Genomic DNA, 21,419 nt, shown 5'->3' with positions numbered 1-21,419 from the left:
CGGCAACCACGTGACGCCCGGCAAGCGCCTCGAACAACACAAAGGCCCGGCCGGGGAAGTGTCCCTCTGGCCGGGCCTGAGTTGTCGGAGCGGGTGACGGGAATCGAACCCGCGCTCTGAGCTTGGGAAGCTCATGTTCTACCATTAAACTACACCCGCTTGAGCGCCGCCGTAGTAAGGGCGGTGCAGCGTCGCACACTCTACCTCATCGCGGACCCCCGGTGCAGTTGACCGTGGGGTCCGGTTGTGTGTGGGGGGTGGGTTGCGGTGTGGGGGGCGGGAGTTGGGGCGTACGGTGGGGGTGCGGAGTGCCGTGTGTGGTGGCGCCCAGTTCATCCCCTAATGTGGCTTTTGTTGTCCACGCACTTGGGAGAAGGACTTGATGGAGCGCACCGTCGTACGTTGTGCCGAAGGGCACGTGTTCAGCACCGCTTCGTTTCCCATGCAGACCACGGACCGGCTCGGCCCCGGCCGGCTGCTGCGGTGTCCGCGCTGCGCGCGGCTGCGGCATTCGGTGCCGGTGGAGTGCGAGAAGCGCTGAGGTCGAGGCCGCCGGGGCCTGACCGCGCCGGGAGCGCGGCGGTCCTGTGGTGGGCCGGAAGCGGAACGGAACGGCAGCCGGTGGAGCGGCTGTGAGAGCTGTGCGAGCTGTCGGCGAGGGCCCGGTCCCCTGAGGTGGGGGCCGGGCCCTCGGCGTACTGGTGAGCGGGCCGGGCGGGGCGGGGCGGTGGTGTGCGGGAAGGGCGGGGACGGGCGCGTATCCTCGATGCGTGCTTCTCTCAGACAAGGACATCCGGACCGAGATCGACGCGGGCCGGGTCCGCATCGACCCCTATGACGAGTCGATGGTGCAGCCGTCGAGTATCGATGTGCGCCTCGACCGGTACTTCCGGGTGTTCGAGAATCACCGGTACCCGCACATCGACCCCGCCGTGGAGCAGCAGGACCTGACGCGCGAGGTGGTGCCGGAGGGGGACGAGGCCTTCATCCTGCACCCGGGTGAGTTCGTGCTCGCCTCGACGTACGAGGTCATCACGCTGCCCGACAACCTTGCGTCGCGGCTGGAGGGGAAGAGTTCGCTGGGGCGGCTGGGGCTGCTGACGCACTCGACCGCGGGCTTTATCGACCCGGGTTTCAGCGGGCATGTCACGCTGGAGCTGAGCAATGTCGCGACGCTGCCGATAAAGCTGTGGCCGGGAATGAAGATCGGCCAGCTGTGCATGTTCCGGCTGACGTCGGCCGCCGAGCACCCGTACGGCTCCGCCAAGTACGGCTCGCGGTACCAGGGCCAGCGGGGGCCGACGCCTTCGCGGTCGTTCAAGAATTTTCATCGGACACAGGTCTGAGGGTGCGAGAGAACCAGTGAGTGGTGTGCGGGAGAACCTGACGTACGAGCGCTTCGGTGGCGCGATTCGTGAGCTGGCGCAGACGATCGCCGACGACGGGTACGAGCCCGACATCGTGCTGTCGATCGCGCGCGGCGGCGTCTTCGTGGCCGGCGGCCTGGCGTACGCGCTGGACTGCAAGAACATCCACCTGGTGAACGTGGAGTTCTACACCGGGGTCGGTACGACCCTGGAGATGCCGGTCATGCTGGCGCCCGTACCGAACGCGATCGACTTCTCCGACAAGAAGGTGCTGATCGCGGACGACGTGGCCGACACCGGCAAGACGCTGAAGCTGGTGCACGACTTCTGCCTGGGCACGGTCGCCGAGGTCCGCAGCGCGGTGATCTATGAGAAGTCGCACTCGCTGGTGAAGTGCGAGTACGTGTGGAAGCGCACGGACGAGTGGATCAACTTCCCGTGGAGCGTCGAGCCGCCGGTGGTGCGGCGCGAGGGGCAGGTCCTCGACGCCTGAGGGGGCGGTCCGGGGACGGCAGGAGTGCGGAGCCCGGCCGGTGGCCGGGTGGAGGAAGCGCATCGGGCGGTGACGGCCCGGTGCGCTTCCCGTCGTTCGGGGCCGGGGCTTTCGTGTGATTCCGGCGTGCCGTACGGGTTTAGAGGGCGGGCTGTGAATTCGGGCCAATCCCGTTCCGGGTGTTCCACCGGTCACTACCTACGAGTAGAAACCGGCGGTGACAGCAGACCGGAAGCCGGGGAGGCTCAAGGGTGCGTGCGAGAGCAGGGCGGCTGATGGCCGCCGCAGCGGCGTTGGCGGTGGGGTTCGGCGGAGCGGGTGCGGTCGCGGGGGTGGGTGCCGGTACGGCGGCGGCCGCCCAGGCGGGCCCCGCGGCGGCCGAGCCGCTGCCGCCCGAGCTGGAGAAGATCCGGGCGGCCGAGGCCGTGAAGCTGTACGGGGACGCGGCCGAGCGGCCGGTCGGACAGCGCAAGACCTCGCTGATCTCGCTGGGCGACAGTGAGATAGCGGGCGAGGGTGTCGGGACGTACGAGCCGGGCACGGACGGGCCCGACAACTGGTGCCACCGTTCGCCCGACGCGGCCATCCACCGTACGGGCATCGCGGCCGACGTCACGTACAACGTCGCCTGCTCCGGTGCGTACACCGGCAACATCAACATCGGCGGGACCAAGCAGTACGCCGACGAGCTGGTGCAGAGCGACAACCTGGCGATCAAGGCCCGCAACACCCGGCTGAAGATGGTGTTGCTGGTCGCCGGGGCCAACGACGACCTGCAGTTCGGACCGGTGATGACGGACTGCGTCACGCGCTGGTTCACCTTGCAGGGCCCGTGCGAGTCCAAGTACGCCCCGGGGTGGCAGGGCCGGGTCGACGCGCTGGTGCCGAAGGTCGAGAAGAGCGTGCGTGACCTGCGGACCGTGATGCGCGGCGCGGGGTACGCGGACAGCGATTACCGGCTGGTCGTGATGGGCTACCCGAGCCCCATCGGGCCGGACATCGAGGACAACCCGCGCTTCCCGGGCAAGCTGCCGGGCGGGTGCACGGGCTACACCTCCGACTCCGCGTGGGGACGGAACGTCGCCGTACCGACGTTCGAGAAGGGCATGCGGAAGATCGCCGCGGAGACCGGCGCCACCTACCTCGACAACTCGCGGCTCTTCCACGGGCACGAGGTGTGCATGGAGGACACCTGGGCCCGCGGCCTGTACGTGGACCTGACGAACCCGTTCCCGCCGAACGCCAACTCCGTACGGCAGTCCTTCCACCCGAACGCGCGCGGCCACGCCGCCTTCGCCTCCTGCCTCACACAGCTGTACGCGTCGGACCGGCGCGAGGCGTCCTGCGCCGACCCCGCGAGCACCGGGCAGCCGAAGCTGTACCCGCTGGCCTGGGACGACGTGTACAAGCCGCTGAAGAACGCCGGTACCGGCAGCTGTGTGGACGCCAAGGGCGCGAGCAGCAGTAACGGTACGGCGGTGGTGGGCTGGGACTGCAACGGCCAGCGCAACCAGGACTGGTGGTACGACGCGGAGCGGCGCTCCGTGCACGTGGGACTGACGCAGGACCGCTGCCTGGACGTACCGGGAGCGAAGTACGAGGCCGGCGCCGGTCTGGTGCTGTGGAACTGCTCGGGCGCGGCCAACCAGCAGTTCACGAAGGACGCCGCGAGCGGGTCGGTCCGGCCGGCGGCCGCGCCGGGGCTGTGCCTGACGCTGGGCTCCGCCAAGGACGCGGTACGGCTGCAGAAGTGCGACGGGTCGGCGGCGCAGCGGTTCGCGTGATCCGTGTCCCGTGACTCGTGACCCGTGTCCCTGACCCGTGATCCGTGACCCACTGATACGGGGAAGGCCCCGCTCCGGCTGGAGCGGGGCCTTCCCCAGGTCCGGACGAGCCGGCGTACGGCTACAGCGTGCCCAGCTTGACCAGGGCCAGCAGCGCGACCAGCTGGATCGCGGAGGCGCCCAGCGCCTTGGGCCACGGCAGGTCGTGCGACTTGCTGACCATCGAGGTGAAGAGGGCGCCCGCGGCCAGCCAGGTGGCCCAGCCCACCACCTGCACCAGGGTGCTGTCACCGCCCAGGAACATCGCGAAGAGCAGGCGCGGCGCGTCCGTGACCGACATGATCAGCATGGACAGGCCGACGGTGGGCTGCCAGGCGCCGTCGCCGCCGAGCTGGCGGGCGAGGGTGTGGGTGACCGCGCCCAGGATCAGCCCGCCGACGACGAACATCACGGCGGTGATCAGCACCCACGGGATGCTGTTGGAGAGCGTGGCGTTGAGCACGTCCTCGCGGGCCTTGTCGAAGCCGAAGACCGCGAGCAGGCCGTAGATGAACGTGACGATCAGGGCCGGGCCCCAGACCGGGTGGTCGCGCATCTGCCAGAACGTCGGGTTCGGGCGGGTGACCAGGCCGGTCAGCAGCTGCTTCCAGGGCAGGCGGGGGCCGGCCGGCGGAGCCGTGGCCTGGCCCGCGCGGTAGGTGCCGCCGTCGCCGTACCCGTCGTCGGCGTACTGGCCGCCGCCGTGTCCGCCGTTGTCGTACCCGCCGTGCGCCGGGCCCCCGGGCGGCGCGCCGTACGCGTCCGGGGCCTCGCCGACCCTGAACTGCTGGGTGTGGCCCGGGCTGTTGTCGTTGGCGTACGGGGCGTAGGACTGCTGCTGCGGCTGGTAGCCGCCGTCACCGAAGTACTCGGGCTCGCCGTGCCCGTCGCCGCCGGGCGGGCCTGCGGGGTGCGGGCCGCCGTACGGCTGCGGGGGCTGCGGCGGCCGGTGCGCTTGCTGCTGCCACTGCCCGTGCGGAGACGGGGGCTGCTGCCCGTACGGCTGTCCCTGCTGACCGTACGGAGCCTGCTGCCCCTGCTGCTGCCCCTGTTGCGCGGACCGGGCGTCCCGTCCGCGACCCATCCTGAATCCAGCCACGTCATCGAACGTACCTGGTCTCGGAGGCCGCGTGGCCGGGCCCGGGGGCACGGGGCGGCTTTGCTGCCGACCTGTGACATCCCCTAGGGGAGCGGGGGCCGGTCCCCGAGGGGATACAGGGGGCCGGGGAGATACGAGAGGTGAGGGGGAGGCAGGGGATGCGGGAGAGACAGGCGTGAGGTGGTCTCCGGCTTCCACCGGCCCGAACCGGCACGCACACGTACGGTGACTGACCCCTGGCCGCTGGCCCCCACCGGCCCATGAGGCATCGGACCATCGTCGTCCGACGCCTCACGGGCGGGGGTCCGGCTACGGTTACGGGGGGATACCGGCCGGTACCCAGGGGCCGGCCCACCGGTGCGCACCGCCGTCGGCTTGCACTGACGGACGAACGCATCGGCAACGCCGGCTCGGCCCTGGCACTCCAGACCGTAGCGCCGCGCGAACGCGAGCATGATCCATTCTGCGCAGCCGGTATCCGGATCACGCTGCGTGTTCGCCGCGGGGCGCGCCCCGGTCGCGCTCGGTCGGCCGCCCGTTCACGGTGCGTGCAGCGTCTGCGAGGGCGACTCCCCGAACCGCTCCCGGTAACTGCGCGCGAACCGCCCGAGGTGCACGAAGCCCCACCGGTACGCCACCTCGCCCACACTCAGCTCGCCGGGCCCGGCCCGCCGCAGCTCGTCCCGTACGCGGGTCAGCCGTACGTCACGCAGGTACGCCATCGGGGACATGCCGACGTGCCGGCGGAAGCCCTCCTGGAGCCACCGCGCGCTGACCCGCGCGACGGCGGCCAGTTCGGCGGTGTCGAAGGGGTGCTCGGGCTGCCCCTGGATGGCGTCCAGCGCGCGCTTCACGGGTGCCGGGCGGTAGGACGGCGCCGCCGGGGCCGACGGCTGGGTCAGCTCCTCCCGGTGCGGGTGGTCGGCGGCCAGCAGCAGCCCGCTGAGCAGTGCCTCCTGCAACGGCGCCGCCACCAGGGGCTGGCGCATCAGCGCACCCGCGTCCTGGATGTCCCGTACGGCCGTCCGGACCAGCCGTGCCCAGCTCTGTCCCGGCCCCCGGGACACGTCGAGGCCGGGGGCGAAGCGCACCGGTGTGCGGACCGGCCGGTCCAGCAGGTGCTCCAGGTGCCGCTCCAGGTCCGCCGTACGGATCTTCACCGCCAGCAGCCGGCACCCGCCGTGCCAGCGGTCGATGGTGGTGACGCCGTCCGGCTGGAAGACACCGGCCCGCTCCGGTGTGGTGGTCTGCGGCTCCCGCGTGCCCTGCCGCCACTGGATGGAGCCGATCAGCGGTACGTCCACGTGGTACGCGCCCAACTCGCCGAACCGCAGCCGCAGCTCGGCGCCGAACTCCACCTCACCGACGGTGACCGCGCCGAACCGCACCACGTCGAAGGACGCGTCCACGTCCTGGCACCGGGACAGCCGGTCGATGTGGTTGGCGTAGAACGTCTCGCCGATCACCCACCGCGCCTCGTCCAGGTCCGCCGTCCGCAGGGACAGCACGGAAGGCACGGGCGGGGTGGCGGCCCCCGGCTCCGCAGACATGTTCAGTACGACCCTTCCCCCCGGGCAGACCGAACCATCCGTCCGGTTCCGGCTGCCTCACCTGCGCACGGGGGAAAGAATAGGTGCGTCCTCCAGGCGCGGGAGCGGGATACCCCCATACGGGGTGATCCGCGTACGGCGGCCCGCGCTCCGGAGGTGCGCCGGGCGGCCGGTGTCGGCCGCCGCTGAAGGCGGCGGTGCGGAAGGGTACTTGGGCGGCCGGAGGGTGACGGTACCGGTCACGCCGGGTCGGCCGCGCCCCGTGCCACCCGCTCGTACAGCTTCCGCGCCCCCTCGCCGAAGAGCACGGCCGTCGACTCGGCGTCGGTGTCGCCGCCGCTCAGTACGCCGATCAGGCGGCCGGGGCGGCGGGCGTCGTGGTGGTCGGCGAGCCAGGGGCCGCCGCTGGTGCCGTCGTAGAAGCCGCCGCAGCGCATCTGGACCATGTACGGCTCGTCGTCGTCCCGCCGGGTGTCCGTGGTGCAGGTGACCGGGCGGTTCTTCGGGTTGTACGCCTCGTTGGGATAGCCGACGACGGTGACGTGGCGGCGGGGGCCCGAGGACCAGTCGGGGGTGGCGGCGCCGACGACCTCCTGCACGGAGCGGCCCTGCGCGTCCGGCTCGACGGTCAGGAAGGCGTAGTCGCCTCGGTCGTCGTCGTCCTCGGTCCAGGCCGTGGGCACGTGGACGCTGCTGACCCGCCACTTTCCGTACGGGTACGTGCCTTCCCCGGCCCCGGAGAAGCGGGGCGCGAACTGGATGTCGCCGGTGACCGGCTCGGGCTCGTCCTCGTCGGGCGGGTCCTCGTCGTCGAAGTGCACGCAGTGCGCCGCGGTGGCCAGCATGTTGCCCTTCGGGCTGTCGATGACGCTCGCGGTGCAGTAGTGCTCACCGCCGGCGATCAGGACGCCGACGAAGGGCAGGCCCTCGAAGGACCGGGCGGCGGGCAGCGAGGGATCCGCCGCCTGCGACGCGCCACCGCACCCGGACAGCGTGACGAGTGCGGCGAGCGTGGCGGCCGTGGCGAGGGCGACGGAAGCGGATCTCATATACGGACGGTACGACGTACCGGCCCGGGACGTCGCGACGACTTCGGTACGTCGGGGTGAGGGCGTTACGTCGGGACGGTGACGTTACGTCGTAACGCCATCGGTGCGTCGGGGCGTGGGCGGTACGTCGATACGCGGGCGGTTCGTCAGGACACGGCGTTACGCCGTACCACCCCCGAACGCCCCGAGCGCCCCCCAACGCCCACGGCCGGCCCCGCCGCAGCGGGACCGGCCGTGGATCAGGCGGTGCGGGAACCCGCTACTTCACCGGCTCCGGCTCGGGCGCGTCCGCCGTGGCCTCCTCGCCCGCCGGGTCGACCGGCGACTTGACGGAGTCCAGCAGCAGCTGGGCCACGTCGACGACCTGGACGGACTCCTTGGCCTTGCCGTCGTTCTTCTTGCCGTTGACCGAGTCGGTCAGCATGACCAGGCAGAACGGGCAGGCGGTGGAGACGATGTCCGGGTTGAGGGACAGGGCCTCGTCGACGCGCTCGTTGTTGATGCGCTTGCCGATCCGCTCCTCCATCCACATGCGCGCACCGCCCGCGCCGCAGCAGAAGCCGCGCTCCTTGTGGCGGTGCATCTCCTCGTTCCGCAGGCCGGGCACCTTGGCGATGATCTCGCGCGGCGGTGTGTAGACCTTGTTGTGGCGGCCCAGGTAGCAGGGGTCGTGGTACGTGATCAGGCCCTCGACCGGGGTGACGGGGATCAGCTTGCCCTCGTCGATCAGGTGCTGGAGCAGCTGGGTGTGGTGGATGACCTCGTACTCGCCGCCGAGCTGCGGGTACTCGTTCGCGATCGTGTTGAAGCAGTGCGGGCAGGTCGCGACGATCTTCTTCGCGGACTTCGGCTTCTTCGTCGCCGGGTCCTCGTCGTCCTCACCGAAGGCCGCGTTCAGGCTCGCGACGTTCTCCGCGCCGAGCTGCTGGAACAGGAACTCGTTGCCCAGCCGGCGCGGGGAGTCACCGGTGCACTTCTCGTCGCCGCCCATGATCGCGAACTTCACGCCCGCGATGTGCAGCAGCTCGGCGAAGGCCTTGGTGGTCTTCTTGGCGCGGTCCTCCAGGGCGCCCGCGCAGCCGACCCAGTACAGGTACTCGACCTCGGTGAGGTCCTCGACGTCCTTGCCGACGACCGGGACCTCGAAGTCGACCTCCTTGGTCCACGCCAGGCGCTGCTTCTTGGCCAGGCCCCAGGGGTTGCCCTTCTTCTCCAGGTTCTTCAGCATCGTGCCGGCCTCGCTGGGGAAGCTCGACTCGATCATGACCTGGTAGCGGCGCATGTCGACGATGTGGTCGACGTGCTCGATGTCGACCGGGCACTGCTCGACACAGGCGCCGCAGGTGGTGCAGGACCACAGGACGTCGGGGTCGATGACGCCGTTCTCTTCGAGGGTGCCGATCAGGGGGCGCTCGGCCTCGGCGAGCGCCGCCGCCGGGACGTCCTTGAGCTGGGCGGCGGTCGCCTTCTCGGCGCCCTCCTCGTCCTTGCCGCCGCCGGCGAGCAGGTACGGGGCCTTGGCGTGCGCGTGGTCGCGCAGCGCCATGATCAGCAGCTTCGGCGACAGCGGCTTGCCGGTGTTCCAGGCGGGGCACTGCGACTGGCAGCGGCCGCACTCGGTGCAGGTGGAGAAGTCGAGCAGGCCCTTCCAGGAGAAGTGCTCGATCTGGGAGACGCCGAACTGGTCGTCCTCGCCCGGGTCCTCGAAGTCGATCGGCTTGCCCGCGCTGGTCATCGGCTGGAGCGCGCCGAGCGCCACGTCACCGGAGGCCTCGCGCTTGAACCAGATGTTCGGGAATGCCAGGAAGCGGTGCCAGGCCACACCCATGTCGGTCTTCAGCGCGACCGTGATCATCCAGATGAAGGACGTCGCGATCTTCAGGCCGGCGAAGAAGTAGGTGAGGTTCTGGAGCGTCGAGACGTCCATGCCCTCCAGCCACGAGACCACCGGGTACGAGATGAAGAACGACGCCTCGTAGCCGTCCACGTGGTGCTGCGCGCCCTCCAGCGCGTGCAGCATGAAGATGCAGACGCCGACGATGAGGATGACCGCCTCGACGAAGTACGCCTGGCCGATGTTGGAACCGGAGAAGCGGGACTTGCGGCCCGCGGCGCCCGGCCTGCTGAGCTGGCGGATGCCGATCAGGACCAGGATGCCGAGCACCGTCATCGTGCCGATGAACTCGACGAAGACGTTGTACGGCGCCCACTCGCCGATGACGGGCAGCAGCCAGTCGGCCTTGAAGAGCTGGCCGATGGCGTTGACGATCGTCAGCAGCAGCGAGAAGAAGCCCACCGCGACGAACCAGTGCGCCGCGCCGACGATGCCCCACTTGTTCATGCGGGTGTGGCCGAGGAACTCCTTGACCACGGTGACGGTGCGTTGCCAGGGGTTGTCGGTCCTCAGGCCGGCGGGTACGGGCTGGCCCATCCGCATGAAGCGGAAGAGCTGCACGATTGCGCGGCCGAACAGTGCGACGCCGACCGCGATTAGGACCAGCGACACGATGATCGCGGCGAGTTGCATGGGTGGCTCCTCGGGCCTGCGAGTGCGGGGGTTACGGGGAATACTTGAGGGGCTGCGCGTACATACGAGGGGTACGCGGAGTCCGCGGGACAAGGACTACAGCGATTACTAAGCAGTAACTTTTCCAGTCTGCGCTGAGGTTACCCAGTATCCCCAGCCCCATGAAGCCGCCCGGCCGGTGATCTGTGTCGCGCAGGCAACCCTTCCCGCCCCGCGTCGCGTCCCCCGAAGAGGGAGTGACGGTAAGCCCGACATAAAAGTTGAGCGGGCAAGGCTCAGGTCAATTGACAGGCTGGCGATGGTGCTGCACGCTTGAGCCTGTTCCACTCAAGTCATGGAGGAATCGAAATGGCACGTGCGGTCGGCATCGACCTGGGCACGACGAACTCCGTCGTCAGTGTTCTCGAAGGCGGTGAGCCCACCGTCATCACCAACGCCGAGGGCGCCAGGACCACGCCGTCCGTCGTCGCCTTCGCCAAGAACGGCGAGGTGCTGGTCGGCGAGGTCGCCAAGCGCCAGGCGGTCACCAACGTCGACAGGACGATCCGTTCGGTCAAGCGCCACATGGGCACTGACTGGAAGGTCAACCTGGACGGCAAGGACTTCAACCCGCAGCAGATGAGCGCCTTCATCCTGCAGAAGCTGAAGCGCGACGCGGAGTCCTACCTGGGCGAGAAGGTCACGGACGCGGTCATCACCGTTCCGGCCTACTTCAACGACTCCGAGCGCCAGGCCACCAAGGAGGCCGGTGAGATCGCGGGTCTGAACGTCCTGCGCATCGTCAACGAGCCCACCGCCGCGGCGCTGGCCTACGGCCTGGAGAAGGACGACCAGACCATCCTGGTCTTCGACCTCGGTGGCGGTACCTTCGACGTCTCGCTGCTGGAGATCGGCGACGGTGTCGTCGAGGTCAAGGCGACCAACGGTGACAACCACCTCGGTGGTGACGACTGGGACCAGCGCGTCGTGGACTACCTGGTCAAGCAGTTCCAGAACGGTCACGGCGTCGATCTCTCCAAGGACAAGATGGCGCTCCAGCGCCTGCGTGAGGCCGCGGAGAAGGCGAAGATCGAGCTGTCCTCGTCCACCGAGACGACGATCAACCTGCCCTACATCACCGCCTCCGCCGAGGGCCCGCTGCACCTGGACGAGAAGCTCACCCGGGCGCAGTTCCAGCAGCTGACCTCGGACCTCCTGGAGCGCTGCAAGACCCCGTTCCACAACGTCATCAAGGACGCCGGCATCGAGCTGTCCGAGATCGACCACGTGGTCCTGGTCGGCGGCTCGACCCGTATGCCGGCCGTCGCCGAGCTGGTCAAGGAGCTGACCGGCGGCAAGGACGCCAACAAGGGCGTCAACCCGGACGAGGTCGTCGCCATCGGCGCGTCGCTCCAGGCCGGTGTCCTCAAGGGTGAGGTCAAGGACGTCCTCCTGCTGGACGTCACCCCGCTGTCCCTCGGTATCGAGACCAAGGGCGGCATCATGACCAAGCTCATCGAGCGGAACACGACGATCCCGACCAAGCGCTCGGAGATCTTCACCACCGCCGAGGACAACCAGCCCTCCGTGCAGATCCAGGTCTACCAGGGCGAGCGCGAGATCGCGGCGTACAACAAGAAGCTCGGCATGTTCGAGCTGACCGGTCTGCCCCCGGCCCCGCGCGGCGTGCCGCAGATCGAGGTCACCTTCGACATCGACGCGAACGGCATCATGCACGTCGCGGCGAAGGACCTCGGCACCGGCAAGGAGCAGAAGATGACCGTCACCGGCGGCTCCTCGCTGCCGAAGGACGAGGTCGACCGGATGCGCCAGGAGGCCGAGCAGTACGCGGACGAGGACCACCGCCGCCGCGAGGCCGCCGAGTCCCGCAACCAGGGCGAGCAGCTCGTCTACCAGACGGAGAAGTTCCTCAAGGACAACGAGGAGAAGGTCCCCGCCGAGGTGAAGACCGAGGTCGAGACCGCCGTCGCCGAGCTGAAGGAGAAGCTCAAGGGCGAGGACACGGCCGAGATCCGCACCGCGACCGAGAAGGTCGCCGCGGTCAGCCAGAAGTTGGGCCAGGCCATGTACGCCGACGCGCAGGCGGCCGGTGCCGCGGGTGGCGCCGAGGGTGCCGCCGGTGCCGCGGGCGGCCAGCAGGCCAAGGCCGAGGACGATGTCGTGGACGCCGAGATCGTGGACGACGAGAAGCCGAAGAAGGACGGTGCCGCGTGACGGAGGAGACTCCGGGCTTCGACGACAAGAAGCCCGACGTCCCCGCCGATGCCGCACAGACCCCTGATGACGCGGCGCAGGCCGAGTCCGCCGACACGGCGGGCTCGGCCCCGGCCGGGGATGCGAACCAGGACGTAGCTCTCACGGCGCAGCTGGACCAGGTGCGCACCGCGCTCAACGAGCGCACCGCGGACCTCCAGCGGCTCCAGGCGGAGTACCAGAACTACCGTCGCCGGGTGGAGCGGGACCGGGTGTCGGTGAAGGAGATCGCCGCGGCGAATCTGCTCACCGAGCTGCTGCCCGTGCTCGACGACATCGGCCGGGCCCGGGAGCACGGCGAGCTGGTCGGCGGCTTCAAGTCGGTGGCCGAGTCGCTGGAGACGGTGGCCGCGAAGCTGGGCCTCCAGCAGTTCGGCAAGGAGGGCGAGCCCTTCGACCCGACGATCCACGAGGCCCTGATGCACTCGTACGCTCCGGATGTCACGGAGACCACGTGCGTCGCCATCCTCCAGCCCGGGTATCGCATCGGTGAACGAACGATCCGCCCCGCGCGGGTCGCGGTCGCCGAGCCGCAGCCGGGCGCGCAGCCGGGCAAGGCCGCCTCGGAGGACGACGCGAAGGCTTCGGACGAGGAGAGCGGTGGCCCGGAAGAGGGCTGACGCGGCGGCGCGGAAAGCAGTTCGGGAGGAGGGACGTCGGGGATGAACACCAAGGACTTCGTGGAGAAGGACTACTACAAGGTCCTCGGCGTCCCGAAGGACGCCACCGAGGCGGAGATCAAGAAGGCGTACCGCAAGCTGGCCCGGGAGTTCCACCCGGACGCCAACAAGGGGGACGCCAAGGCCGAGGAGCGCTTCAAGGAGATCTCCGAGGCCAACGACATCCTCGGTGACCCCAAGCGCCGCAAGGAGTACGACGAGGCGCGGGCGCTGTTCGGCAACGGCGGCTTCCGTGCCGGCCCCGGCGGCGCCGGTGGCGGATCGTTCAACTTCGACCTGGGCGACCTCTTCGGTGGCGGTGGCGGCGCGCAGGGCGGCACGGCGGGCGGCGGCTTCGGCGGCGGGCTCGGTGACGTCTTCGGCGGCCTGTTCAACCGCGGTGGTGCCACGCGTACGCAGCCGCGCCGCGGCCAGGACGTCGAGTCCGAGGTGACGCTCAGCTTCACCGAGGCGGCGGACGGGGCCACGGTCCCGCTGCGGATGTCCAGCCAGGCGCCCTGCAAGGCGTGTTCGGGCACCGGCGACAAGAACGGCACGCCGCGCGTGTGCCCGACCTGCGTCGGCACCGGGCAGGTCAGCCGCGGCGGCGGTGGCGGTTTCTCGCTCACCGACCCGTGCGTGGACTGCAAGGGCCGCGGCCTGATCGCGGAGAACCCCTGCGAGGTCTGCAAGGGCAGTGGCCGGGCGACCAGTTCGCGCACGATGCAGGTGCGGATCCCGGCGGGTGTCTCCGACGGGCAGCGCATCCGGCTGCGCGGCAAGGGCACGCCGGGCGAGCGCGGCGGTCCGAACGGCGACCTGTACGTCGTCGTGCACGTCGAGGCCCACCCGGTCTTCGGCCGTAAGGGCGACAACCTGACCGTCACCGTCCCGGTCACCTTCCCGGAGGCGGCGCTGGGCGGCGAGGTGCGGGTGCCGACGCTCGGCGGCCCGCCGGTGACGCTCAAGCTGCCGGCCGGGACGCCCAACGGACGTACGATGCGCGTGCGCGGCAAGGGCGCGTCGCGCAAGGACGGCACCCGCGGCGACCTGCTGGTCACCGTCGAGGTGAGCGTCCCCAAGGACCTCGGCGACACGGCACGGGAGTCGTTGGAGTCCTACCGTGAGGCGACCGCGGGCGAGGACCCGCGGGCGGAGCTGTTCCAGGCCGCGAAGGGAGCTTGAGTCGGATGGATGGCCGGGGCGGGCGTCGGAACCCGTACGAACTGACCGAAGAGTCGCCGGTGTACGTCATCTCCGTCGCGGCTCAGCTCTCGGGTCTGCATCCGCAGACGCTGCGTCAGTACGACCGCCTGGGGCTGGTCTCGCCCGACCGTACGGCAGGGCGCGGCCGGCGCTATTCGGCCCGGGACATCGAACTGCTCCGGGAAGTGCAGCGGCTGTCGCAGGACGAGGGCATCAACCTCGCCGGCATCAAGCGCATCATCGAACTGGAGAACCAGGTCACGGCCCTGCGCCAGCGGGTCGCCGAGCTGCAGCACGCGGTCGAGGGCGCGGCCGCCGCCATTCAGCAGCGGGAGGCGGCGGTGCACGCCTCGTACCGGCGGGACCTGGTGCCGTATCAGGACGTGCAGCAGACCAGCGCGCTGGTCGTGTGGCGTCCGGGCAAGAAGCGCGTCGACTGACGCTCCGCGCGGCGCGCCGGCCGGTGCGCCGTCGTCGCAGGCCATGGGGCCGGGACTGCTGTGGGCAGCCCGGCCCTTTCGCCGTTTCCGGGGCGGCGGCCCCGCCGTGTTTCCGGGGCGGCGGCCCCGCCGCGTCAGGCCCGGCCCAGTGCCTTGCGGACGGTGATCTCGATCATCACCCGGTCCGGCTTGGGGGTCGGGGTGCGGCCGTACCGCTCCGCGTAGCGCCGTACCGCGTCCGCGACCACGTCCGCGTCCGTACGGATCCGGGCGACGCCTTCCAGGGTGGCCCACCGCTTGCCCTGCATCTGGCACACGGCCACCCGGGCGCCGTCCGGGCCGCCGGCGAGGACGTGACCGACCTTGCTGCTGTCCTTACGGGTGATCACGCGGGCGATGCGCTGGTTCGCGTCGAAGGTGACACCGACCGGGACGACGTGCGGCGTGCCGTCGGGGCGCAGGGTGGTCAGCGTGCACAGGAGGTGCTCGCTCCAGAAGGCGAGGTACTCGGGGCTGAGGTCATCCAGGTCGTGGGCCATGACCGGAAGAGTAATTGGGGATCCTGTGGGGGCGCCGTGCGGAGGGCCTGCAAAGGGACAGCGCAGGGAACGTGGAGGAGGCGTGAAGGCGCCGCGGAATCGCCGAATGACCAGCTCGGGAGTGAGCGGCGCCGGCCGGTTCCGGCCCGGCGGCGGACGGCCCGGTCCGGGACGACGGAGGCAGGTCGGGTGGGGCCGTCCGGGCAGCGGCGGTGCCCGTACGGCGGTCCGGAGGTGCCGCCGTGAAAACCGGACGGCCGCGCGGCGGCATGGACCGCGCCACCCGGTGCACCCGTAGAAGGGCCGGAAGACGCCAGGGAAGTCCCCGAAACCGCATTGAGTGGAATAGACTCAACTTATCGGACGTTGAGCTGAGCAGGTTTCGCTGCCGGACACGGCACCGATCACGCACCCGAGCCCAAGGAGGAGCGCGCGAGTGGACGCCGAGCTGACCAACAAGAGCCGCGAGGCGCTGAGCGCCGCCAACGAGCGGGCGGTGACGGCGGGACACGCGGACATGACCCCCGCACACCTGCTGCTCGCCCTCCTCGCCGGCGCGGACAACGAGAACATCACCGACCTGCTGGCCGCCGTCGGGGCGGACGCCGCCGCGCTGCGCTCCGGCGCCGAACGCCTGCTGGCCGCACGGCCCAGCGTGCAGGGTTCCACGGTCGCCCCGCCGCAGCCCGACCGCGACACGCTGGCCGTCATCGCCGACGCCGCGCAGCGCGCGAAGGAGCTGGGCGACGAGTTCATCTCCACCGAGCACCTGCTCATCGGCATCGCCGCCAAGGGCGGCCGCACCGGCGAGCTGCTGACGGAGCAGGGCGCCACGGCCAAGAAGCTGCTGAGCGCCTTCGAGGACAGCCGGGGCGGCCGCCGGGTCACCAACCCGGACCCGGAGGGCACGTACAAGGCGCTGGAGAAGTTCGGTACGGACTTCACGGCGGCCGCCCGCGAGGGCAAGCTGGACCCGGTCATCGGCCGGGACCAGGAGATCCGCCGCGTGGTGCAGGTGCTCTCCCGGCGTACGAAGAACAATCCGGTGCTCATCGGCGAGCCCGGTGTCGGCAAGACCGCCGTCGTCGAGGGCCTGGCGCAGCGGATAGTGAAGGGCGACGTCCCCGAGTCGCTGCGCGACAAGCGGCTGGTGGCCCTGGACCTGGGCGCGATGGTGGCGGGCGCGAAGTACCGCGGCGAGTTCGAGGAGCGGCTCAAGACCGTCCTGGCGGAGATCAAGTCCAGCGACGGCCAGATCATCACCTTCATCGACGAGCTGCACACGGTCGTCGGTACGGGCGCCGGCGGCGACTCCGCCATGGACGCGGGCAACATGCTCAAGCCGATGCTGGCCCGCGGCGAGCTGCGGATGGTCGGCGCCACCACCCTCGACGAGTACCGCGAGCGCATCGAGAAGGACCCGGCGCTGGAGCGCCGCTTCCAGCAGGTGCTGGTCGCCGAGCCCACCGTCGAGGACACCGTCGCGATCCTGCGCGGGCTCAAGGGCCGCTACGAGGCCCACCACAAGGTGCAGATCGCGGACTCCGCGCTGGTCGCCGCCGCCACCCTCTCCGACCGCTACATCACCTCCCGCTTCCTGCCGGACAAGGCCATCGACCTCGTCGACGAGGCGGCCTCCCGCCTCCGTATGGAGATCGACTCCTCGCCCGTGGAGATCGACGAACTCCAGCGCTCCGTCGACCGGCTGCGCATGGAGGAGCTGGCCCTCAAGAACGAGACCGACGCCGGCTCGGTCCAGCGCCTGGAGAAGCTGCGCAAGGACCTCGCCGACAAGGAGGAGGAGCTGCGCGGCCTGACCGCCCGCTGGGAGAAGGAGAAGCAGGGCCTCAACCGCCTCGGCGAGCTGAAGGAGAAGCTGGACGAGCTGCGCGGCCAGGCCGAGCGCGCCCAGCGCGACGGCGACTTCGACACCGCCTCCAAGCTGCTGTACGGGGAGATCCCGGGCCTGGAGCGGGAGCTGGAGGAGGCCGCGGCGGCCGAGGCCGAGCAGGAGGCGTCCGCCGACGGCAAGTCCTCGATGGTCAAGGAGGAGGTCGGCCCGGACGACATCGCGGACGTGGTCGGCTCCTGGACCGGCATCCCGGCCGGGCGCCTGCTGGAGGGCGAGACGCAGAAGCTGCTGCGCATGGAGGACGAGCTGGGCAAGCGGCTGATCGGCCAGGCCGAGGCCGTCCGGGCGGTGTCCGACGCGGTGCGCCGTACCCGTGCCGGTATCGCCGACCCGGACCGCCCCACCGGCTCGTTCCTCTTCCTCGGCCCGACCGGCGTCGGCAAGACCGAACTGGCCAAGGCGCTCGCCGACTTCCTCTTCGACGACGAGCGGGCGATGGTCCGCATCGACATGAGCGAGTACGGCGAGAAGCACAGCGTCGCCCGGCTGGTCGGCGCCCCGCCCGGTTACGTCGGTTACGAGGAGGGCGGCCAGCTCACCGAGGCGGTCCGCCGCCGCCCGTACTCGGTCGTCCTTCTGGACGAGGTGGAGAAGGCGCACCACGAGGTCTTCGACGTACTGCTCCAGGTGCTGGACGACGGCCGGCTCACCGACGGCCAGGGCCGCACGGTCGACTTCCGCAACACGATCCTGATCCTGACCTCCAACCTGGGCTCCACCTTCCTGATGGACCCGCTGCTGAAGGAGGACCAGAAGAAGGAGAAGGTGCTGGAGACGGTGCGGTCGTCGTTCCGGCCCGAGTTCCTCAACCGGCTGGACGACCTGGTGGTCTTCCACCCGCTCGGCACCGACCAGCTCCAGCGGATCGCGCAGATCCAGCTCGACCACCTCCAGCGCCGGCTCGCCGACCGCAGGCTGACGCTGGACGTCACCGACCGCGCCCTGACCTGGCTCGCCTGGCTCGGCCAGGAACCGGTCGTGGACCGGCCGCAGGAGGCTTCCCCGGGGCCCGACCTGTCCTACGGCGCCCGCCCGCTGCGCCGCCTGGTCCAGACGGCCATCGGCGACCAGCTCGCCAAGGCGATCCTGGCGGGCGAGGTGCTGGACGGCGACACCGTACGGGTGGATGTCGCCGAGGACGGCAGGTCGCTGGAGGTCGCTCCCGTACGGTGAGCCGCACCGGCCCGCGGCCGCTGGCCACCGTACGCGCTTCCCCGCCGCCCGCCCCTCCCCCCGGGTCTTCAGCCCGCAGCGGAGAGTGGGCGGCGGGCTTGCCATGACGGGGCCGGGATGGGGGAGGATGGCGAAGACCATACGAAGGGAATTCCACGGTGAGCATCGACCCGTCCTCGATCCCGAATTTCGGGGGCCAGCCCGAACCGCAGCCGTCGGGGCCTGATGGTCCCGTCCTGCCCGACCAGGACCTGGTCAAGCAGCTCCTCGACCAGATGGAGCTGAAGTACGTAGTCGACGACGAGGGTGACCTCGCCGCCCCGTGGGAGCAGTTCCGCACGTACTTCATGTTCCGCGGCGAGGAAGAGCAGCAGATCTTCTCCGTCCGTACGTTCTACGACCGCCCGCACGGCATCGACGACAAGCCGAAGCTGCTGGAAGCGCTCGACGACTGGAACCGCCGGACGCTGTGGCCCAAGGCCTACACCCACACCCACGACGACGGCACGGTCCGCCTGATCGGTGAGGCGTCGATGCTGATCGGCACCGGCGTCGCGCTTGAGCACTTCGTGTCGAGCACGGTCAGCTGGGTCCGCGCGTCGATCGAGTTCGACAAGTGGATCGTCGAGCAGCTCGGCCTGGAGGCCGAGATCGAGGGTGACGCGGACGAGAAGCCGGGCGACGAGGAGGCGTAAGCCCCCACCGCCATCGGCGTCGGGCCCCGGAGCACAGCGCTCCGGGGCCTGTCGCCGTTTCCGGCCGGTCCCTTCTCACAGCGGCAGTGGCGCCATGGCCAGCAGATACACGCCGTACCCGAGGGAGAGCGCGGCCAGGGAGCCCACCGTCAGGACGACGGTACGAGGCCGGGCGCGGGCCAGTACGACCGCTGCCGGGACGAGCAGCGGGAAGGCCGGCAGCAGGAACCGCGGCTTGGAGGGGAAGTAACCGGTGCCGCCGAGCGCCAGCACCACCAGCACCACGGTGTAGACGAGCAGCGGCAGGGGCGGCCGGTCCAGCACCAGCAGGACGAGGAGCAGGACCGATACGGCGAGGACCGCGGCGGCCACGGGGTGCAGCAGGGGCCCGTCGTGCAGGAACAGCCGCTTCACGGACCGCAGGGTGTCCCGCCCGAAGTCGAAACGCGAACCCCAGATCTCCTGCACCTGGAAGTAGCCGCGCGGCCCGGCACCGGTTCGGATCCCCACCCACAGGACGTAGCCGAGCCAGCCGGCGGGGGCGATCAGGGCCGCGACCCAGTAGAGCCGGAGAGTGCGTTTCCGCCGCGGTACGGGGCCGTCACGCCCGCGCCACCAGGCCCGTACCACCGCCGCCGCGACGACCGCCGCGGCGACCGCGAGACCGTTCGGCCGGGCGAGTCCGGCCAGTACCGCCAGGCCGCCCGCCCACAGCGGCCGGCCGGTGAGCAGCGCGTACAGCGCCCACGCGGCCAGCGCGGTGAGCAGCGGTTCCGTATAGCTCAGCGACTGGATGACGGCGTGCGGCAGCAGCGCCCACAGCACCACCAGGAACGTTCCGGCGCGCCGCCCGTACAGATGCGCGCCGACCGCGAAGATCCCCCACGCGGCCACGGCGGCGGCCGTCCAGGCGAGCAGCAGCCCGGCGTTGAGCGCGCCGATCGGCACGACGGCGGACAGGCCGCGGATCAGGCCCGGGTACAGCGGGAAGAAGGCCAGGTCGGCGAGGGCGTCCGGCGGCCACATGTGGCGGGGGGCCGGCGAGCCGTAGCCGTACCGGGCCACGCCCAGATACCAGTTGGAGTCCCAGGTGGCGCCGAGCAGGCTGCGCGGGTGGCGCCCGGTACGCCACGCCCAGAGCGCCGTGCACAGGACGCCCGCGAAGCGGACGGCCGCGAAGAGCGCGAGGGCGGGGGCCGCACGGCGCAGGGCGGCCCGGACGTGCACCCGCACGGAACCGGGCCGTACGGCGGCGGCCGCGGTGTCGACGGTCTCGGCGGACACGGAACACCTCCGGTACACGCGCGGCGCTCACACCCCAGGCCTCCACACGCCCGGCACACCCCGACACCACGACTCTCGGCGTGGACCGCCCGTCACGCGACCCCGGTAGGCCGACCGGGTGGCCTGGCGGGGGCGCGCGACGGGGGCGTGCGGTCAGAGACCGCGGAGCCGCTCGACCGCCTCCTGGAGGACTTTCTCCTGTTTGCAGAAGGCAAACCGGACATAGGGGGCGCCCTGGTCCTGATGGTCGTAGAAGACGGCGTTGGGGATGGCTACGACGCCGGCACGTTCCGGGAGGGCGCGGCAGAAGGCGAAGCCGTCGTCTTCGCCGAGGGGGCGGATGTCGGTGGTGACGAAGTAGGTGCCGGAGGGGCGGAAGACGCGGAAACCGGCGGCGGCGAGGCCGTCGGCGAGCAGGTCGCGCTTGGCTCGCAGGTCGTCGCGGAGGTCCGTGTAGTACCTGTCGGGCAGGGCCAGCGCCTCGGCGACCGCGTACTGGAACGGGCCGGCGGAGACGTACGTGAGGAACTGCTTGGCGGAGCGGACGGCGCCTACCAGCTCCGGGGTCGCGGTGACCCAGCCGACCTTCCAGCCGGTGAAGGAGAAGGTCTTGCCGGCCGAGCCGATGGTGACGGTGCGCTCGCGCATGCCGGGGAAGGACGCGAGCGGGAGGTGCTCGCCTTCGAAGACGAGGTGTTCGTAGACCTCGTCGGTGATGACCAGGAGGTCGCGTTCGCAGGCCAGGCGGGCGATCTCGGTGAGTTCGGCGCGGTCGAGGACGGTGCCGGTGGGGTTGTGGGGGGTGTTGAGGAGGATGAGGCGGGTGCGGTCGGTGACGGCGTCCCGCAGCTCGTCGAGGTCGAGGGCGTACGTGCCGTCCTCGGCGGACGGGCGCAGCGTCACCGGGACGCGGGTGCCGCCCGCCATCGCGATGCACGCGGCGTAGGAGTCGTAGTACGGCTCCAGCGCGATCACCTCGTCGCCGGGCTCCAGGAGGGCGAGCAGCGAGGCGGCGATGGCCTCGGTGGCGCCGGCGGTGACCAGCACCTCGGTGTCGGGGTCGTACGCCACGCCGAGGTGGCCGTAGAAGCGGTGCTGGTGCGCGGCGACGGCGGTCCGCAGTCCGGGGACGCCGGGGCCGGGCGGGTACTGGTTGCCGCGACCGTCGCGCAGTGCGCGGACCGCCGCCTCCCTGACCTCCTCCGGGCCGTCGGTGTCGGGGAAGCCCTGTCCCAGGTTGATCGATCCGGTGCGTACGGCGAGCGCGGACATCTCGGCGAAGATCGTCGTACCGAACTCGGCGAGGCGGCGGTTGAGCAGCGGTCGTGACATGCCCGCCATCCTCCGCCG

General features: G+C 70.7%; 16 protein-coding genes and 1 tRNA gene. 9 read left to right on the top strand and 8 right to left on the bottom strand.

All coding sequences use genetic code 11. The features are described 5' to 3' along the window. Window positions 1-88: 88 nt before the first annotated feature. Window positions 89-159 (bottom strand) — tRNA-Gly (locus tag AB0L45_RS31120). A 611-nt stretch (window positions 160-770) separates the two neighbouring features. Between AB0L45_RS31120 and dcd the strand changes: the two genes are divergently transcribed. The 3 genes from dcd to AB0L45_RS31105 all read left to right on the top strand — a co-directional run bounded on the left by dcd (window position 771) and on the right by AB0L45_RS31105 (window position 3,644). After that, entirely contained in the window at window positions 771-1,346 is a 576-nt protein-coding gene (dcd, locus tag AB0L45_RS31115) for a dCTP deaminase (RefSeq protein WP_365845827.1), read from the top strand. Window positions 1,347-1,362: 16 nt separating this feature from the next. Then, complete coding sequence (locus AB0L45_RS31110; protein WP_030017816.1) at window positions 1,363-1,860, top strand: phosphoribosyltransferase; 498 nt, start codon at window positions 1,363-1,365, stop codon at window positions 1,858-1,860. A 275-nt stretch (window positions 1,861-2,135) separates the two neighbouring features. Continuing rightward, window positions 2,136-3,644, top strand: a complete 1,509-nt coding sequence (locus tag AB0L45_RS31105; RefSeq protein WP_365845843.1) for a ricin-type beta-trefoil lectin domain protein — start codon at window positions 2,136-2,138, stop codon at window positions 3,642-3,644. 121 nt (window positions 3,645-3,765) lie between these two features. Here the strand turns inward: AB0L45_RS31105 and AB0L45_RS31100 are convergent, their stop codons facing one another. The 4 genes from AB0L45_RS31100 to AB0L45_RS31085 form a co-directional block, all read right to left on the bottom strand. Beyond that, window positions 3,766-4,767 (bottom strand): Yip1 family protein, encoded by a 1,002-nt coding sequence (locus AB0L45_RS31100; RefSeq protein WP_365845841.1) that lies wholly within the window; start codon window positions 4,765-4,767, stop codon window positions 3,766-3,768. A gap of 554 nt (window positions 4,768-5,321) precedes the next feature. Then, window positions 5,322-6,332, bottom strand: coding sequence for an AraC family transcriptional regulator (locus tag AB0L45_RS31095; protein WP_365845825.1), 1,011 nt, complete (start codon window positions 6,330-6,332; stop codon window positions 5,322-5,324). A gap of 239 nt (window positions 6,333-6,571) precedes the next feature. Then, the gene (locus AB0L45_RS31090; protein WP_365845823.1) at window positions 6,572-7,381 is read right to left on the bottom strand and encodes a trypsin-like serine protease; all 810 of its coding nucleotides are present in this window, start codon (window positions 7,379-7,381) and stop codon (window positions 6,572-6,574) included. 259 nt (window positions 7,382-7,640) lie between these two features. Continuing rightward, entirely contained in the window at window positions 7,641-9,908 is a 2,268-nt protein-coding gene (locus tag AB0L45_RS31085) for a (Fe-S)-binding protein (RefSeq protein WP_365845821.1), read from the bottom strand. A gap of 348 nt (window positions 9,909-10,256) precedes the next feature. On the opposite strand from AB0L45_RS31085, the gene dnaK reads away from it, so the two are divergent. From dnaK to AB0L45_RS31065, 4 genes are read left to right on the top strand one after another with little or no spacing between them, the layout of a single operon-like run. After that, complete coding sequence (gene dnaK, locus AB0L45_RS31080; protein WP_365845819.1) at window positions 10,257-12,122, top strand: molecular chaperone DnaK; 1,866 nt, start codon at window positions 10,257-10,259, stop codon at window positions 12,120-12,122. Further along, a complete protein-coding gene (grpE, locus tag AB0L45_RS31075; RefSeq protein ID WP_365845817.1) occupies window positions 12,119-12,781 on the top strand; it encodes a nucleotide exchange factor GrpE in 663 nt (220 codons plus the stop codon). The genes dnaK and grpE overlap by 4 nt, the downstream gene beginning before the upstream one ends. Before the next feature lie 42 nt (window positions 12,782-12,823). Continuing rightward, complete coding sequence (gene dnaJ, locus AB0L45_RS31070; protein WP_365845815.1) at window positions 12,824-14,005, top strand: molecular chaperone DnaJ; 1,182 nt, start codon at window positions 12,824-12,826, stop codon at window positions 14,003-14,005. A 5-nt stretch (window positions 14,006-14,010) separates the two neighbouring features. Then, window positions 14,011-14,466 (top strand): helix-turn-helix domain-containing protein, encoded by a 456-nt coding sequence (locus tag AB0L45_RS31065; RefSeq protein WP_365845814.1) that lies wholly within the window; start codon window positions 14,011-14,013, stop codon window positions 14,464-14,466. Window positions 14,467-14,600: 134 nt separating this feature from the next. On the opposite strand, the gene AB0L45_RS31060 is transcribed toward AB0L45_RS31065, so the two are convergent. After that, the gene (locus AB0L45_RS31060) at window positions 14,601-15,005 is read right to left on the bottom strand and encodes a TIGR03618 family F420-dependent PPOX class oxidoreductase (RefSeq protein ID WP_365845812.1); all 405 of its coding nucleotides are present in this window, start codon (window positions 15,003-15,005) and stop codon (window positions 14,601-14,603) included. A 436-nt stretch (window positions 15,006-15,441) separates the two neighbouring features. Here AB0L45_RS31060 and clpB point away from each other — a divergent pair, with 436 nt between their 5' ends. Both clpB and AB0L45_RS31050 read left to right on the top strand, forming a co-directional pair. Further along, window positions 15,442-18,090 carry an ATP-dependent chaperone ClpB gene (gene clpB / locus AB0L45_RS31055; RefSeq protein WP_365845810.1) on the top strand — a complete coding sequence of 883 codons (2,649 nt, stop codon included), beginning with the start codon at window positions 15,442-15,444 and terminating at the stop codon, window positions 18,088-18,090. 158 nt (window positions 18,091-18,248) lie between these two features. After that, window positions 18,249-18,785, top strand: a complete 537-nt coding sequence (locus tag AB0L45_RS31050; protein ID WP_365845808.1) for a YbjN domain-containing protein — start codon at window positions 18,249-18,251, stop codon at window positions 18,783-18,785. Window positions 18,786-18,860: 75 nt separating this feature from the next. Here the strand turns inward: AB0L45_RS31050 and AB0L45_RS31045 are convergent, their stop codons facing one another. Further along, entirely contained in the window at window positions 18,861-20,069 is a 1,209-nt protein-coding gene (locus AB0L45_RS31045) for a hypothetical protein (RefSeq protein WP_365845806.1), read from the bottom strand. 153 nt (window positions 20,070-20,222) lie between these two features. Continuing rightward, window positions 20,223-21,401 carry a pyridoxal phosphate-dependent aminotransferase gene (locus tag AB0L45_RS31040; protein ID WP_365845804.1) on the bottom strand — a complete coding sequence of 393 codons (1,179 nt, stop codon included), beginning with the start codon at window positions 21,399-21,401 and terminating at the stop codon, window positions 20,223-20,225. Window positions 21,402-21,419: the final 18 nt, after the last annotated feature.

The organism is Streptomyces sp. NPDC052496 (assembly GCF_040679095.1).
Taxonomy (GTDB): domain Bacteria; phylum Actinomycetota; class Actinomycetes; order Streptomycetales; family Streptomycetaceae; genus Streptomyces.
This window is presented reverse-complemented; position numbering and strand designations above follow the sequence as displayed.

What these genes read in the sequence shown, in the direction of transcription:
- AB0L45_RS31105 (WP_365845843.1), top strand. Translation starts at nt 2,136, where the DNA reads ATGGCCGCCGCAGCGGCGTTGGCGGTGGGGTTCGGCGGAGCGGGTGCG.
- AB0L45_RS31100 (WP_365845841.1), bottom strand. Translation starts at nt 4,767, where the DNA reads ATGGGTCGCGGACGGGACGCCCGGTCCGCGCAACAGGGGCAGCAGCAG.
- AB0L45_RS31095 (WP_365845825.1), bottom strand. Translation starts at nt 6,332, where the DNA reads ATGTCTGCGGAGCCGGGGGCCGCCACCCCGCCCGTGCCTTCCGTGCTG.
- AB0L45_RS31090 (WP_365845823.1), bottom strand. Translation starts at nt 7,381, where the DNA reads ATGAGATCCGCTTCCGTCGCCCTCGCCACGGCCGCCACGCTCGCCGCA.
- AB0L45_RS31085 (WP_365845821.1), bottom strand. Translation starts at nt 9,908, where the DNA reads ATGCAACTCGCCGCGATCATCGTGTCGCTGGTCCTAATCGCGGTCGGC.
- dnaK (WP_365845819.1), top strand. Translation starts at nt 10,257, where the DNA reads ATGGCACGTGCGGTCGGCATCGACCTGGGCACGACGAACTCCGTCGTC.
- dnaJ (WP_365845815.1), top strand. Translation starts at nt 12,824, where the DNA reads ATGAACACCAAGGACTTCGTGGAGAAGGACTACTACAAGGTCCTCGGC.
- AB0L45_RS31065 (WP_365845814.1), top strand. Translation starts at nt 14,011, where the DNA reads ATGGATGGCCGGGGCGGGCGTCGGAACCCGTACGAACTGACCGAAGAG.
- AB0L45_RS31060 (WP_365845812.1), bottom strand. Translation starts at nt 15,005, where the DNA reads ATGGCCCACGACCTGGATGACCTCAGCCCCGAGTACCTCGCCTTCTGG.
- AB0L45_RS31040 (WP_365845804.1), bottom strand. Translation starts at nt 21,401, where the DNA reads ATGTCACGACCGCTGCTCAACCGCCGCCTCGCCGAGTTCGGTACGACG.